Source organism: Acinetobacter sp. 1124_18A, from assembly GCF_052824995.1.
The window spans coordinates 294,275-310,292 of record NZ_VTDF01000002.1 but is presented as its reverse complement, the minus strand read 5'-3'; the positions used below and the strand labels follow the sequence as shown (position 1 = coordinate 310,292).

The 16,018-nt window shown below is 37.4% G+C and carries 15 protein-coding genes; 7 read left to right on the top strand and 8 right to left on the bottom strand.

Annotation, left to right across the window (positions count from 1 at the left end; all coding sequences use genetic code 11):
• The first annotated feature begins 23 nt into the window (after positions 1-23).
• On the top strand, positions 24-767 hold the full coding sequence (locus tag FY048_RS05915; RefSeq protein WP_446090505.1) for an adenosylcobinamide-GDP ribazoletransferase: 744 nt from the start codon (positions 24-26) through the stop codon (positions 765-767).
• A 70-nt stretch (positions 768-837) separates the two neighbouring features.
• Here the strand turns inward: FY048_RS05915 and FY048_RS05910 are convergent, their stop codons facing one another.
• From FY048_RS05910 to FY048_RS05885, 6 genes are all read right to left on the bottom strand, one after another.
• On the bottom strand, positions 838-1,947 hold the full coding sequence (locus tag FY048_RS05910) for a 3-deoxy-7-phosphoheptulonate synthase (protein ID WP_013198033.1): 1,110 nt from the start codon (positions 1,945-1,947) through the stop codon (positions 838-840).
• A gap of 96 nt (positions 1,948-2,043) precedes the next feature.
• The gene (locus FY048_RS05905) at positions 2,044-2,931 is read right to left on the bottom strand and encodes a sulfite exporter TauE/SafE family protein (RefSeq protein WP_446090504.1); all 888 of its coding nucleotides are present in this window, start codon (positions 2,929-2,931) and stop codon (positions 2,044-2,046) included.
• A 152-nt stretch (positions 2,932-3,083) separates the two neighbouring features.
• The gene (locus tag FY048_RS05900) at positions 3,084-3,365 is read right to left on the bottom strand and encodes a DUF1634 domain-containing protein (protein ID WP_446090503.1); all 282 of its coding nucleotides are present in this window, start codon (positions 3,363-3,365) and stop codon (positions 3,084-3,086) included.
• Positions 3,362-4,918, bottom strand: coding sequence for a PepSY-associated TM helix domain-containing protein (locus FY048_RS05895; protein WP_446090502.1), 1,557 nt, complete (start codon positions 4,916-4,918; stop codon positions 3,362-3,364). The genes FY048_RS05900 and FY048_RS05895 overlap by 4 nt, the downstream gene beginning before the upstream one ends.
• Positions 4,911-5,210 carry a hypothetical protein gene (locus FY048_RS05890; protein ID WP_446090501.1) on the bottom strand — a complete coding sequence of 100 codons (300 nt, stop codon included), beginning with the start codon at positions 5,208-5,210 and terminating at the stop codon, positions 4,911-4,913. The genes FY048_RS05895 and FY048_RS05890 overlap by 8 nt, the downstream gene beginning before the upstream one ends.
• A 66-nt stretch (positions 5,211-5,276) precedes the next feature.
• Positions 5,277-7,376: a TonB-dependent siderophore receptor gene (locus FY048_RS05885; protein ID WP_446090500.1), complete on the bottom strand. Its 2,100-nt coding sequence runs from the start codon at positions 7,374-7,376 to the stop codon at positions 5,277-5,279.
• 220 nt (positions 7,377-7,596) lie between these two features.
• On the opposite strand from FY048_RS05885, the gene lpxB reads away from it, so the two are divergent.
• On the top strand, positions 7,597-8,772 hold the full coding sequence (gene lpxB, locus FY048_RS05880) for a lipid-A-disaccharide synthase (RefSeq protein ID WP_446090499.1): 1,176 nt from the start codon (positions 7,597-7,599) through the stop codon (positions 8,770-8,772).
• Here the strand turns inward: lpxB and FY048_RS05875 are convergent.
• Complete coding sequence (locus tag FY048_RS05875) at positions 8,769-9,416, bottom strand: CerR family C-terminal domain-containing protein (protein ID WP_446090498.1); 648 nt, start codon at positions 9,414-9,416, stop codon at positions 8,769-8,771. The genes lpxB and FY048_RS05875 overlap by 4 nt on opposite strands.
• Positions 9,417-9,534: 118 nt before the next feature.
• Between FY048_RS05875 and FY048_RS05870 the strand changes: the two genes are divergently transcribed.
• From FY048_RS05870 to FY048_RS05855, 4 genes are read left to right on the top strand one after another with little or no spacing between them, the layout of a single operon-like run.
• Positions 9,535-10,554, top strand: a complete 1,020-nt coding sequence (locus FY048_RS05870; protein ID WP_446090497.1) for an HlyD family efflux transporter periplasmic adaptor subunit — start codon at positions 9,535-9,537, stop codon at positions 10,552-10,554.
• Positions 10,547-12,310: an ATP-binding cassette domain-containing protein gene (locus FY048_RS05865; protein ID WP_446090496.1), complete on the top strand. Its 1,764-nt coding sequence runs from the start codon at positions 10,547-10,549 to the stop codon at positions 12,308-12,310. The genes FY048_RS05870 and FY048_RS05865 overlap by 8 nt, the downstream gene beginning before the upstream one ends.
• Before the next feature lie 10 nt (positions 12,311-12,320).
• Positions 12,321-13,445: an ABC transporter permease gene (locus tag FY048_RS05860; protein WP_446090495.1), complete on the top strand. Its 1,125-nt coding sequence runs from the start codon at positions 12,321-12,323 to the stop codon at positions 13,443-13,445.
• 4 nt (positions 13,446-13,449) lie between these two features.
• Positions 13,450-14,568 carry an ABC transporter permease gene (locus tag FY048_RS05855; protein ID WP_446090494.1) on the top strand — a complete coding sequence of 373 codons (1,119 nt, stop codon included), beginning with the start codon at positions 13,450-13,452 and terminating at the stop codon, positions 14,566-14,568.
• Between the two features lie 35 nt (positions 14,569-14,603).
• Here FY048_RS05855 and FY048_RS05850 read toward each other — a convergent pair whose 3' ends face one another.
• Positions 14,604-15,473 (bottom strand): DUF2797 domain-containing protein, encoded by an 870-nt coding sequence (locus FY048_RS05850; RefSeq protein ID WP_446090493.1) that lies wholly within the window; start codon positions 15,471-15,473, stop codon positions 14,604-14,606.
• A 39-nt stretch (positions 15,474-15,512) separates the two neighbouring features.
• On the opposite strand from FY048_RS05850, the gene FY048_RS05845 reads away from it, so the two are divergent.
• Entirely contained in the window at positions 15,513-15,974 is a 462-nt protein-coding gene (locus FY048_RS05845) for a DUF6231 family protein (RefSeq protein ID WP_016138231.1), read from the top strand.
• Positions 15,975-16,018: the final 44 nt, after the last annotated feature.

Sequence of the window (16,018 nt, the reverse complement as noted above, 5' to 3'; positions counted from 1 at the left end):
ATAGATCAGTTAGAGACTTGGATATGACACCTTTTTGGATTGCATTGCAATTTTTAACTGTTCTACCTATTGAGCTAAAGACAATGCCTACGGCGCAACAAAATGGTCGAGCTATTTTGTTTTATCCACTGGTTGGACTGATTATTGGTGGCGTTCTTTTTCTTACTTCGTGTCTTTTAGTTAAATTACCCGTTCTTTTGCTTGCTGCCATCATAATGACTTTATGGATTTGGCTAACTGGGGGATTACATCTAGACGGGCTAGCAGATACGGCAGATGCATGGATAGGCGGTTTTGGAGACAAACTACGCACTCTACAAATTATGAAAGATCCAAGTTGTGGTCCAATTGGAGTGCTAAGTTTAGTTATTATTTGTTTGCTCAAGTTTGTACTGATTTATGTGTTGATTGAACAGCATCAAATGTTATTTTTAGTCTTTGTTCCCGTACTTGGTCGTGTTGTGCCGTCTATTTTGTTTTTAACTACACCATATGTCCGTGAAAAAGGTTTAGGCCGTTCATTGACTGATCATTTACCCAAAACAGCCTCATGGATAATAGCTGCGATAGTTTTGTTATTGGCTTTATATTGGGAATGGCAAGGGCTCATCGCCGTTATTGGCTTTTTAATCAGTCTGGTTTATTTAAGACATCTGTTTATTAAAAGAATTGGCGGTATTACAGGTGATACAGTCGGGGCAGCGATTGAGCTTAGCGAAACTGTGCTACTTTTTGCTTTTGTGGTGAGTTATTTTTATTTAGTTTGATGTTAAATTCTGACAAAGAAAAAAAAGCCCTCAAGAATGAGGGCTTAATTGATCTTCTTAAAAAGATGTATTAACGATTTGGTAAAACGTCTTTTAAAGCCTCATGCATTTCAAGTAATGTTTTTTCAGTCGTTTCCCAGTCAATACAGCCATCAGTCACTGATTTACCATATTCGAGATCACAAAGATTCTCAGGAATATCTTGGCGGCCGCCTTTTAAATGACTTTCAACCATAAGACCAACAATTGACTTATTACCATCTAAAATTTGTTCAGTAATATTTTTAAGAACAAGTGGTTGTAAGTACGGGTCTTTATTTGAGTTTGCGTGGCTCGCATCAATCATGATTTTTGTGCTAACTTTTGCTTTCGCTAAAGCATTTTCTGCTTCTTCAACAGAGCCAGCATCGTAATTTGGCTTACCATTACCACCACGTAATACTACGTGTGCGTAAGGGTTACCACTTGTATTAATAATCGAAACTTGTCCGTCTTCATTAAGACCTAAGAAGCTATGACCATATTTAACAGACTGCATCGCATTGGTTGCAACAGTTAAACCGCCATCTGTACCATTTTTAAAACCAACTGGTGATGATAGACCAGAAGACATTTCACGGTGAGTTTGGCTTTCGGTTGTACGTGCACCAATTGCAGACCAAGAAATTAAGTCTTGGTAGTACTGCGGCGAGTTCGGGTCAAGTGCTTCAGTTGCACATGGTAAACCTTTTTCATTTAATTCAAGCAAAAGCTTACGGCCAATACGTAAACCTTTTTCAATATTAAAAGAGTCATTCATGTCAGGGTCATTAATTAGACCTTTCCAACCAATTGTTGTACGTGGTTTTTCAAAATAAACACGCATAACTAAATACAATGAATCTTTAACCTTTTCACTTAATGCTTTTAAACGATCGGCATATTCGTGAGCAGCTTTTGGATCATGAATAGAGCAAGGACCAATAACGACAAACAAACGCTTATCTGAACCATCTAAAATATTACGAATGGTATCGCGACCTTTTAGAACAGTTTGTGAAGCAACATCAGATAAAGGAAGTTCTGACTTAAGCTCAGCTGGTGTTACAAGAGTTTGAATGCTTTTAATATTAACGTCGTCGATATCTGGCTTTGAAACGGAATTTGAATGTGTAGTCATTGCTGTCACTGGTTCGATCATACTAAAGGTTGTTTTGTATACTGAATATACCATGAAATAATTATGAAAATCCTACATCTCATGGTATTTCGGTTTGGAAAAATCTTATTGATTTTGCTATCTTTCAGCTGGGTTGCTTGTTTTTTCGGCAACTACAGCTTGTTGTTGTACCACAGGTGCTTTCGGTTTTGCTTTGACTGGGTGAACTATAAAGTTAACACCGAGGGCAAATAGGGTAATCCCTAAAATTTTTCGGATTAAACGTTCTGGCATGCGAGAACTAATGAGCGTACCAACAATAATTGCTGGAATCGAACCCACCAATAACCACATCAGAAGCGTAAAGTCGACGTTACCAGCACTCATGTGCCCAAGGCCCGCCACTAAAGTGAGCAATACCGCATGTACAACATCTGAACCAATAATTCGAATCATTGGCAAGTTAGGGAACATGATCACGAGTGCCATAATACCAAATGCGCCAGCACCGACTGATGAAAGTGTTACGAATACACCTAAGATGATACCCATAACTACGATAAAGCTACGTTTTTTATGGATAGCTAAATGCTCATTCTCAGTTTGAGTGACTTCTTTACTTCTAAAACGATTGAAGAATTTTTCAATACGAGAGCGGAAAATGATAGAAACACCAGTCAAAGTCAGCATAAAACCTAACACCATAGTTAACACAGACTTATAGTGTGTTGACTGACTTAAATAATGCTCAAGTACCCATGTGGTTCCGAAAGATGCAGGAATACTGCCTACTGCTAACCATAAAACAATTGGCCAGACAATATTGAGTTTTCTAGCGTGGACCATTGATCCACAGAACTTTGAAATTGCGGCATAAAGTAAGTCGGTACCAATTGCGATATGCGGTTCAATTTTAAAAAGACTAATTAAAATTGGTGTCATTAATGAACCACCACCAACTCCTGTAATCCCTACACAGAAACCAACTAACATACCCGCTAAGATAAATTCAAAAGCACCAGACATCTTTATCGCCACATATCACGAAACGCCCATATCTTATTCCTTTTAGAGATAAACAGTTGTCATGAATAATGATTTGCTTATGCAAAAAAAAGCTAAGCAATCAAAATATTGCTTAGCTTGAGCTATTTTTCATCAAATTATTAGGGCTAAGATTATTTAGATGGTTTTAATGGGTTAAGTAGAAGGATGAGACCAAAAGTTAACGGCGTTGCAAAGATCCACAAACTGACAAAACCAATTGAAAATTTATAGTGTTTAATCAAAATAAATGCACATAAACCAAATAATATGAATGCAGCTATTTTAAAGTATCGGTAGTACTTTTGAGCTAATGATTTGAAATAGCCTGTTGATTTCGGTGATCGATATTTCTCGCTCGCCATAAATAATAAATACATACCTAATAAAATTAAGATGAAGGCTATAAAAATCATGAGCTCACCTCAACCTTTAATTTATTCAGCTTTTTTTGAATCTTTTCTACAGCTTTATGCTGAATAGGTTGAATTTTGAAGAATATAAAAATTGCTAAAGCTGCAAAGATCCACAAAAATACATCTACACGTGCAAACGTCCAATACTCTCTGAGACTTTGAACATACTCATGTCTAAGTAAATAACTTAGATTTAAGATAGGGAGTGCGATACAAAGCATAATAAAAATACTAAGTTGAGTTCGCCATAAATATTGTTTTTTAGTGATTAGTGCAATGATTAAGCTGATGAGCCAGACTAAGAAAAAGCTATAAATTTCATAATTGATTGTGGTTGAAGTGACTGTAAATAATCGATTCACGCTTAAATAGGCGACAGTTGCACAAGGTAATCCTACAAAGGCTGCAACATTTAAACGGTCAACTAAATAGTGTCCAAAGTGAAACTTACTATTCTTATTTTGAATTTGGCGTTTAAGACTCCAAAGTAACAAACCGGAGGCAATCATTACACAGCCTAGAATGCCTGAGAAAAAGAATCCTAAACGGAGTAAAGGTTGAGCAAATGTCGCCATATGCAGCCCATAGACACCCGCATTTAACGTTGCAATAGGACTATTATTACGTGTGTCTTCTAAGACTTTGCCAGTTGATGCATTTAATGTAATTTGAGCTTGATTACGAGTAATAGAGCGGTCTTCTTGCTGAATAAATGTAATTTGAGCCTGATTGGTATTCGGGTTTTTTACACTAACCGTTGATAAAGGTTGTTTACCCCAACTTTGTTGAACTTGGCTTAATAACTTATCAATAGCTAAGTTCTGAGCTGGCTGAATCGATTGGTTCTCAGGCACAGTCTTTGTGCGGATTTCGGTAAAATATTGATAAGGGTTTTCAGGGTAAATCTTTTGCATTCCCCAAGGCAGATATAAATAAAAGAAAATGGCTAAGCCTGTAAATGTAATGGTTAAAAAGAAAGGCAGGGCAATGACCGAAGAAATATTATGGAAGTCTAGCCATGAACGCTGAGACTTAAATGTGCGTAAAGTAAAAAAGTCGGTAAATATTTTTTTATGGGTAATAATGCCCGAAACCAAAGCAATCAGCATAATAAATGCGGCAAGACATACGACTAATCGCCCAACTATTATTGGAATGCCAAAAAGTTGGTAATGGAAGCGGTAAAAAAATTCACCGCCTAGAGTTGCCGAAAGTTGAAGTTCTTTTCCAGTGTTAGCATCAAGTGTGGCATTGCCATAACCACCGTCAGCTTTTTCCCAATACATAGTATTGACGGGACTTTCTGGTGTAGCCACAGTTAAATACCAAGATTTGGCATCTGGGGCGTTTTCTTGTAAATATTGATATGCTGTTTTAATGGCAATATCTTGCTTTACTTCATATTGTGCAAGTGCAGGCTGCATCCATAAATTAATTTCGTGGCGGTAATAGGACAAACTTCCCATTAAGAAAATGGCAAACACGAGCCATCCAAATATTAAGCCAGTCCATGAGTGTAGCCATGCCATAGATTGACGTATACCCTTATGCATAACCCACCATACGCGTTGCAAAAAAGAAAAGGGTGCACAAAACAATTGATAGCCCAGTGAGTTTCAAAAGTGATTGAACGCAGAAACCAACGATCACAAAGATGACGTAAAATAAAATGGCTATAAATGCTGCGAGATAAATAGCTTCAGCTTTATCGAGGGTCAAAAGGAAAATTCCAATGAGTCCAAGACTTAAATACGCCATACAGGCAAAGCCCATACCGAAAACTAGCAAGAATCGATAGAAAACTTTTATACGATATGACACTGGGAGATTTACAGTTTTGGACATCTTTACTGACACATACACAAAGAATAATAAATAAAGCCAATCCCTAAATTGGGATTGGCTACGATATTAATATTTAAACTTTACAGCAACTGTATAGTTGGCTGGAGCGCCATAGTAACCTTGGCCACCAGATAAACCTGTCAAATATTTTTCATTTGTCAGATTGTTTCCATTTACTTGGAACAGTACATGTTCGTTTAAATCATAACTGGCCATAACGTTAAGCAATGCATACGCATCCTGTTTTACAGTTGAGTAAGAGGTGTCATGTATATCATCTTGCCACTTAATGCTTGCACCAACTTTTAACTTTGGAATCTGTGGAACAGTATAAGATGCCAAAAGGTTAAGCGTTTGAGTTGGGATATTAGGTCTGCCTCTTTCACCCGTTTCCATATTTTTTAGACTAAATGTTGAAAAACCAAAAACTAAATCTAAGTTATCCGTTAATTTTCCAGTTAATCCGACCTCAACACCTTGCGATCTAATCGTTCCGATTGGAGAGGAATATTTGTTATAAAGCGGATCCCATAATGGGTTTAGTGCAAAATTATCTTCATCTGTTCTAAAGATGGCGATATTCCCTGTTAAAGCTCCATCTAACCAAGCGCTTTTTACACCTAATTCATAGCTTTCACCCTCTACTGGTACAGCTGTTTGTTTAGTAGAAAGATCGATAACAGTTTGTGGTCTAAAAATAGAGGTGTAACTCATATAACCTGTGTATTCAGGAGTAAAGTTATATGTAATACCTGCATATGGAGAAACTTTATTCTTTTTATATTCTAAAGTGTCGATTTCAGTGTAGTTGGCACCTAAGATAAATTTCAGATCCTTACCTAAATGAAGACGAGTCGCACTGTAAACGGACTTCATGGTTCTTTCTTCTGGGTCTGCATAGGTAAAGTCTCCCCAAGTCGGTTCTTCAGGAGTCCAGCTTGGTAAGTCTGTGGTAATAACACCTAAACTACTGCCATACGAATAAACACTTTGAGCACTATATTTTGACCAGTTATAACCAATATTTGCTTCGTGTTGCTGCCCTAATAAATTAAAAGTACCTTGAATATCTGCATTAGCAGTAGTTTCTTTAAATTTCTGATTATAAATTTCTGGTAATAGTGAAATACCAGATGTATTGTCAGTAGCAGAAGGAAATCCATTGAGATAAAGCATTTTATCTTTAACATCTGATTTTTTTAGGTTATATCCTAATCTTAACTTCCAGTCTCCCCATAATTTTTGTTCTATATTGGCAAAATAATTATCTATTTCCCAATCGTAGTATGTCCATGATGGTGCATAATTATAGTTACGAGAATAACTTAATGGTTCACCTTTGGAGTTAACCAAGGGTAGAGCACCCCATTGAGAACCATTAGCGTATTGACGAGTTTTCGAATATCCTGCTGAAACATTTGTGTTGTCTGTAACGTCAGCTTCTAAAATTCCTTGAAATCCATTTTTTTCTTCTGAATAGCGGTCCAGATAAGAATTACCTACTTTCTCATAGCCTACGAGACGCCCTCGGACTCTTCCATCTTGTGTAAGAGAGCCTGAGATATCCGCTTCATAACGTTGTGTATCCCATGAACCATAACTCACCCCAGCATTTGCTTGAAATTCTTTAGTGGGACGTTTACGGATATAGTTAATTGTAGCGCCAGGATCCCCAAGAGCATTTGTTAAGGCATCAGCACCTTTGACAATTTCAACACGATCATAGAAATAACTATCTGCATCACTATTATTATAGTTATAGCTGTCAACTTGAGGGATACCGATTCCATCAACCAAAATGTTTGAAATATCAAAACCACGAGCAGTATAAGTTGTTCGGTTTGTTTCTAATCCAGTTACAGTTACACCTGGTGTATTACTTAAAATATCTCGGGTACTAGTAAGTCCGAAATCTTCAATTTGTTGACGAGTAACGACATTAATGGTTTGAGGAGTTTCTTTAGCTTCAATATTAAGCTTAGTTGCGCTACTCGAGTTCTTAACATTATATGCTTTGGTCTGTTCAGAGGATTGCTCAGCACTTGTGGCTTTAACTTGAATCGTCTGTAAAGCTTGTACCTCTGAGTCTTGAGCATAAGAGAGGTTCGCATAACAAATCGCGAAGGCGATCACGGTAAGCTTAAATGGTCGAGGTGGGATATTCATAAGATTAAGGATAATGTAAATAATTCTCATTTATTCTATTGTTTGTAAATGTTAGCTACAATTCAAATTGCATTGTTAATTTAGATTAAAAAATGGTAAATGAATGTAATTTTAGATAGTTTGTGCTGTGACTGCTTTTGGTAAGTACATATCGATCAAGTTCAAGATTGATAAACCTCTATGCTAGAATGCATTATTTCAAATTCTTGGGTAAATCGCCTTGGCAAACCGAAAACTTAAAATAGGCATTGTAGTTGGGGAAGTTTCTGGAGATACGCTTGGTGTGAAACTTATGCGTAGTTTTCGAGAACAAGGAATCGATGCCGAATTTGAGGGAATCGGTGGTCCTCAAATGATTGCTGAAGGTTTTAACAGTTATTACCCAATGGAAACTCTGTCTGTGATGGGGATTGTTGAGGTATTAAAAGACTTAAAAAAACTATTCGCTGTACGTGATGGTTTAATTAACCAATGGACTCAAAATCCAGTTGATATTTTTATTGGTATTGATGCACCGGATTTTAACCTCAGACTTTCTAAAAGTATTAAAGAAAAGAATCTTCCAATAAAAACAGTTCAATATGTCAGTCCTTCAGTTTGGGCGTGGCGTCAAGGACGTGTTCATGGCATTAAACAGAGTATAGATTTAGTACTTTGCTTATTTCCTTTTGAAAAAGTTTTTTATGAACGATATGAAGTTCCAGCAGCGTTTGTAGGTCATCCATTAGCTAAACAATTGCCACTTGAGAACCCAATTCAAATTGCCAAACAGCAATTAGGTCTTAATGAAAATCAAAAACATATTGCTTTGTTACCAGGTAGCCGAAAAGGTGAGGTAGAACGACTTTTGCCTATGTTGCTTGGAACTGCCAATATTCTGCATAAGAAATATCCAGACATTCAATTTTTAATTCCCGCAATTAACGATGCTCGTAAGCAACAGATTGAGCAGGGTGTTGAACAATTAGCACCTCATTTAAAAGCTGTAATTCATATTTTAGAAAATACAGATAGTGAGTCTAAAGTTGGCCGTATGGTCATGAATGCAAGTGATATCATTGCTTTAGCTTCTGGGACTGCAACATTAGAAGCCATGCTCATGCATAGACCGATGGTCACTTTCTATAAGTTGCATTGGTTGACCTATATAATTGCTAAGCTTTTGGTGAAAATTCCTTATTATTCTTTACCTAATATTATTGCGGGTAAGAAAGTCATTGAAGAGCTTATTCAGGCTGATGCAACACCAGAACATTTAGCCACTGAAATAGAAAAACTAATGAATGTTGAGACAGCTCAAATTCAAGTGATGCAACATTTAACCATGCATAAACAACTTATTTCTGGAAATACAGAAGATCCAGTACAGGCAATTCTGCAATGTCTCGAGAGTTAACTTTTAAGATTTGATTGGCTAATTGCTTTTAAGCCAGCTAATGAAAATTTCTTAAAATGTTCAACTAAATCGTGTAATGGCATCTGGGCAATTTTTTTAAGTGGCTCAGGTGCTTGAGCATTGGGTCCGGCAATAATGAGCATCATGCAAGGTGTCATCACGCTTAAAATACAAGGCAACACCGCTGGATCATTTTCATCTAAACCAGCAACTTGACTAATGAGGTTACGAATAAGAAAAAACTTTCTCATGCCTGCAAGTTCAATAAAACTTAATAAATGCTCAGAAGGTGAAAAGAGTTCACGAATAAACACCTTGCCATGCCAGACATCTTTTTCAGTTAATTTATGCAGCAAGGTCTCAAGTAATAAGCTTAGCTTTTCTTCTGGTGAGTGAGTACTTTCAACAAGTTCTAGTAAGTATTTTTCATCTAGATAGTGAGCGTGAGCTTCCAATAAAACAGCTTGATATAGCCCGTCTCGACCATCAAAGTGATAATTAATTGCAGCTAAATCGACATTTGCAGCGTTGGCAATCGTTTTGTTCGCTGTATTTGCAAAACCATATTGAGCGATTAAAGGTCCTGCTGCCTCAATAATTTTAGACTTGGTCAAGTCACCATCACTTCGTCTAGATCTGGACATGTTTAACCCTAATTTTCACTCACCATAAAAGTATATCTTTTATTCAAAGATTGGAGTAATTTAAATTTAAATTGAATTTAAACTAAGAAAATTTGAATTTAATAAGAAGGCTAATAAGATGAATAAAAAACTGATTGCCGTCGTCTTGGTTGTTATAGCTGTGGTTATCATCGGCTTTTGGGCATGGAAATATCATAATAAAAAACAATTAGATAGTTTTTTGACTTTATATGGAAATATTGATATTCGCCAAGTTTCACTTGCATTCGAACAGTCTGGCCGTATAGAGAAACTTTTAGTTCAAGAGGGCGACAAAGTTAAAGCTGGGCAAGTACTAGCGACTCTGAATACCAATGCATTACAGATTCAGGCAAAGCAAGCTCAAGCACAACTTAAAGCTCAACAAGAGGCAATTGTTAAACAAGATGTGGGAGCTCGCCCAGAAGAAATTAGTCAAGCAAAAGCACAACTCGCTTCTGCCCAAGCCGAGCTTGATAAAACCAACAAAAACTTGCAACGCTTACAAATTTTGGTAAGTAGTACTGATGGTCGGGCAATTAGCCAACAAGAGCTAGACTATGCCAAAAGTAATAAAGATAGTGCTGAGGCAGCGGTCCGTGAAAGACAAGCTAATTTAGAATTGATCATTAAGGGGGCTAGACAAGAAGATCGTGAAGCGACCAAAGCACAGTATGAAGTAACTAAGGCTAATTTAGATCTAATTAACTATAACCTTACTCAAGCTGAACTAAAGTCTCCTGTAAATGCAGTGGTACGAGCGCGGTTACAAGAAGTTGGCGATATGACAACTGCGCAAAAGGCCGTTTATACATTGGCTTTGACTGATCCTAAATGGATTCGTGTGTATGTAAACGAACAAGATTTAAGTTCTATTAAGATGGGCGGGACGGCTCAAGTTATTCGTGATGCATACCCTAAGCAGCCTATTCATGGAAAAATTGGCTATGTATCTTCAGTGGCTGAGTTCACGCCGAAAACAGTACAGACCGAAGAGATTAGAACAACACTTGTTTATGAGGTTAGGGTCTATGTAAATGATCCTAATGATCAATTGAAAATGGGTCAACCTGTTACGGTAAAAGTTCCACTTGCTTCAGGTGAAAAAGCTCATGACTGATGAAAAAGCAGTTGTTCAAGTTAAAAATTTGTTCGTGACTTTTAAGGCTGAGAGTAAAAAGTCAGCAGAAATTACGGCAATTGATGATTTAAATATTGAAATCAACAAAGGAGAACTTACCGCTTTAGTTGGTCCAGATGGCTCTGGAAAAACAACTTTATTAAGGTTAATTGCAGGACTATATAAAGCGACTTCGGGTTCATTAAATGTACTTGGAATTGACGTGAGTAAAAACCCACAAGCTGTACAAGACCGTATTAGCTATATGCCACAACGTTTTGGACTGTATGAAGATTTAAGCGTACAAGAGAATTTAGACTTATATGCTGACTTACACGGCGTTTCAAAGGATGTACGGGGGCAAAGGTTTAAGCGGTTATTGGAAATAACGGATCTTACTCAATTCACTCAACGTCTAGCAGGCCAACTTTCTGGTGGGATGAAACAAAAACTAGGGCTGGCATGTACGTTAGTCCGTTCCCCAGAATTGCTCTTACTTGACGAGCCTAGTGTTGGGGTAGATCCTTTATCAAGACGGGATTTATGGATCATTATTGAACAGCTTATTCAGGAAGAAAACTTAAGCGTAATTATAAGTACTGCTTATATGGATGAGGCAGAAAAATGTGCTCACGTGTATATCATGCATGAGGGGAAAATTTTAAAACAAGGTTCACCTAAACAATTAAAAGAAATAGCACGTGGACAAACATGGAATATTAAACCTTCAGAGCAGATTAAGGCTCGGACATTACAAGCCCAGTTACTTGGTAATTCTGTCGACATTATTGATGCTGTTCCAAAGGGTGAACAAGTGAACTTTATTAGTCGTCAAAAAGAGCTATTAGCCGATACTTTACCTGAAGGGCTAAAAGCAAATACGCGACCACCTGAACTTGAAGATGCATTTATGATGCTGTTGCAGCAGGCTCAAAAGCAATCAAAACATATACCTATTTCTGATCAAGCTTTTCAATTAGAACAAAACAATAATTTGAAATCAGAGCAACCCATCATTGTAGTTAAAGATTTAGTCCGAACTTTTGGAGATTTTACTGCCGTTGCCAATACTTCATTTACTGTACTACGTGGCGAAATATTTGGATTACTTGGACCAAATGGCGCGGGTAAAACGACAACATTTCGAATGTTGTGTGGATTGCTACCAGCAAGTAGCGGGTATTTGGAAGTTGCAGGTAAAAATTTACGGACAGCTCGTGCTGAGGCAAGAGCAAAAGTAGGCTACGTCTCGCAAAAATTTGCACTGTATAGCAATTTAACTGTCTTAGAAAACTTGAAGTTTTTTGGGGGAGCTTATGGGTTATCTGGCAAAAAACTAAATCAACAAATTGATAAAGCCTTACAGCAATACGATTTAAAACCTCATAGTAAAAGTGGTGATTTACCGGGTGGGTATAAACAACGGCTATCTATGGCTGCTGCACTATTACATGAACCAGAAATTTTATTTTTAGACGAACCCACGAGCGGAATTGACCCGCTTGCACGGCGATCATTTTGGTACAGCATTGGTGAACTGGCAAATCAGGGCATTACCATCATTATTACGACGCATTTTATGGAGGAAGCAGAATATTGTGACCGCATTGCCATACAAGATGCTGGAAAGTTATTGGCCTTAGGCTCACCCCAACAAGTACGCGAATTGGCGAGTAAAGATAAACATATTGGTGATATGAATGAGGCTTTTATCGCAATTGTGGAACAAGCACGCGCGTTAAGGCACGCTGTTTAGGAGAACTGCGATGAGCTTTGGATTTTGGAATCGACTGACAGCATTAGTCCGTAAAGAAACTAAGCAGCTCATTCGTGATAAAAGCAGTCTCGGGATTGGTCTGGTTTTGCCTGTTATTTTAATTCTACTGTTTGGTTATGGACTTTCATTTGATTTAAATCAGGCCCGAGTCGGCGTTGTCGTTGATCAGTCTTCACCACAGATCAATCAGGCTTTAGCTGGTTTAAATGGCTCACGATATATAACAAGTCAAGAGTTTCATAATTTGCCTGAAGCAGAGCAGGCCATTCGAGATGGCGAAATTGATGCCATTTTGCATTTTCCTTCAGATTTTGCCAGTCAGGCGCAGCAAGGTAATGCCAAGGTTCAACTATTATTAAATGGGACATCCACCACCATAGCAACAGCTCTAGAGGGATATGTTGCAGGTGCTTTAGCTACCGCACTGTCTATACAGTTTGATCGTAGTCCAATATTAGCAACGTCAAGCGCCGTTAATATTGAACAAAGAATATGGTTTAACGAATCTGGTAACAGTACTTGGTTTTTAGTCCCTGGTTTAATGGTGCTCATTTTAACTTTAATTGGCGCATTTTTAACTGGTTTACTTATTGCCCGTGAAAGGGAACGGGGAACTCTAGAGGCTTTATTTGTTACGCCTGTACGGCCATTTGAAATTGTATTAGCAAAACTCATTCCCTACGTGGTGGTCGGCATGATTGATATTGTGATTTGTATTGTTGCTGCATATTTTATTTTTGAAGTGCCCATGCGCGGTTCATTATTCTCAATTTTGTCGGCTTCCTTTCTGTATTTAATCGTTTCATTATTACTTGGTCTAACTATATCAGGCTTTGCTCAAAGTCAGTTTCAAGCAAGTCAAATTGCTTTATTGGCAAGTTTTATGCCTGCACTTATGCTTTCTGGGTTTGTTTTTGATACCCGTAACTTACCTTTGGTTGTACAAATTATTAGCCAGTTGCTACCAGCTACACATTTTATGATTTTAATTAAAACCTTATTTATGGGAGGTGATGATTGGAAGTTATGGTTTAAAGAGTGCGGTTTTCTGTTGGGATATATCGTTGTTTTGATATGTGCTGTGAACTTTTCACTGAAAAAACGGTTGAGATAAAGTTATGTGGCAGCAGCTAATCGTTTGGCTAAAACACTTAAGTTTTTTAGTCAAAAAAGAGTTCTTAACCATTTTTAGTGACCCTGCAAATAGAGTCATTCTATTTGTACCAGCCCTCATGCAGGCACTTTTGTTTGGTTATGCTGCTACTTATGACGTTAACCATGTGGATTATGCAATTTTAGACCAGAGCAATGGACAGGTCTCACATGAACTCATCTCAAAACTAGATGGCTCTGGTATTTTTAAGCGTGTTGCAACACTTGAATATACTGGTCAAATCAAACAGGTTATTGATAGCCGTCAGGCAGTGGTTGTAATTACGATACCGTCCGACTTTGAAGACAAATTAAATAATAACCAAAGTTCATCTATACAAGTGATTGTTGATGGCAGGAACTCATCAACTGCTGTTGTGGCGGGTTCATATCTAAATAAAATTGTTGGTCAGTTTAATCAGCAAAAATTTAACTCAGCTTTGCCCATTAGCCTTGAAACAAGAACATGGTACAACCCAAATCAGGAATCTCGTTGGAGCCTAATGCCTTCATTAATTGCAGCATTAAGTATGATGCAGACACTACTTTTATCCGCTTTATCAGTGGCGCGTGAACGTGAGCAGGGCACATTTGATCAGTTATTAGTGACACCGTATACGCCATTACAAATCATGATTGGTAAGGCCTTACCGCCAATTTTTGTAGGGCTGATGCAGTCAACCATTATTTTATTGATTATTTTGTTCTGGTTTAAAATTCCCATGAATGGCTCTATTGGGCTGCTTTATTTTGGTTTATTGAGTTTTAATGTGGCTGTAGTTGGGGTGGGCTTATCTATTTCAGCACTATCTTTAAATATGCAACAAGCCATGCTTTTTACGTTTTTATTGATTATGCCTTTGATGTTACTCTCAGGTTTACTTACTCCCATAGAAAACATGCCGGAAGCATTACAAATAGCAACGTATGCAAATCCTTTAAGGTTTGGAATTAACTTGGTACAACGGGTTTATTTAGAGGGTGCAAGCTTTGCACAAGTCAAATTTAACTTTATTCCAATGATCATTCTGGGAATAGTGACTTTGCCTTTGGCAGCTTGGCTATTTAGAAACAGATTATCTTAATTAAAAAGCCCCATTTTAGGGGCTTTAAAACTTACTTAGGCACGTATAATGAGTTCGTAACCCGTATATTTACGGATGTTAATAACACCCATATCAAAAATTAAATATTGGCCTTTAATGCCTTGTAATACACCACGAATTTTTGGTGTTTTATCCAGATTTAGAGACTTAATTTTTTCAGGATATTGTTCAACTGGGTAAACAAATTCACGTGGTAACTCATCTTCTAAGAATTCAACAGTTTCGTTAAATTCAAGATTTTGGCTAAATTCCTCACGAATTGTTTGAATTTTGGGTGCAAACTCTTCGATTAACTGATCACGTTGTTCTGTCAGTTTCAGAGGTTCAGCTTCACCCTTAAGAAGTTTACGCCAATCAGTTTTGTCAGCAACCAAAGAACCAAACATAGTTTCAAGTTGACCAGATAAACGGCGTGATCCAACTTTTAAAATAGGTAAGGCTTGAGTTGCTCCTTGATCTAACCAGCGACCTGGCATGTGATTGAGACGAGTAATACCTACTTTCAAAGCACTCGAATTTGCCAAATATACAATATGAGGTTGGAAACAAACATTGTGGGCAAAATCATCTTCACGGCACGTACCTAAGTGGTAGTGGCACGTTTCTGGTTTCATAATGCAGAGGTCACATTCTGCTTTAGTTTTAAAGCATTTAAAACAGTGGCCTTGAGAATAAGACTTCGGTGTTTTAGTGCCACAAGAGGTGCAATAAATATTACCTGTCCATTCGATTTCTAGTTCTTGTCCTAAATTAAAAGGAAGATCAATTTCTGAACGGTCTAATACAAATTTGTATTCAACATTTGCCTTGGTTGTCTGTTGATCAGTTACACTAGCATCTTTTAGGCCTGCATGCATTTTATGGCAAATGCCTTGTAGTTCCATAAAGTTTAAACTCACATCTTTCAATTAAGGGTTGCAGTTATGGCTGAACAAAATGTCATCACTTCTATGCTAGACGATTTATCAAACGAACAGCCCATTCATACTGCACTTTGTATTGGCCAGAAAATTGACCAGAATAACGCAATTCAATGGCACTATTTTACCGTAACTGAGCTTTTAAGTCTGCCTTTTACTCAGCGTTATGATTTGGGTTTTGTATTGTTTGATACAGATGAAATGCAGAACATAACTGAAGTACAAAAATCACAATTATTAGTAAAACTACGGGACTTATTAGCAAAACGAATTGTTGTGGTGAGTAAACGAAGTGATGAACAGTTATTGCGTTCTTTAGGTTTTACACAACTCATTGATAAAACTTCACATGATAGTGATTTTGCTTTATGGCAATTTAACATCTTGACCTATAAACATGTTCCAGATTGGTTTAATTCAAAGTTCTGGGCAAACCCAGAGAACTGGAATAAATTCCGCTGGTAAAATGGCACCAAATCTTTTTCAAAATTTAACAATTTGGCTTTTGC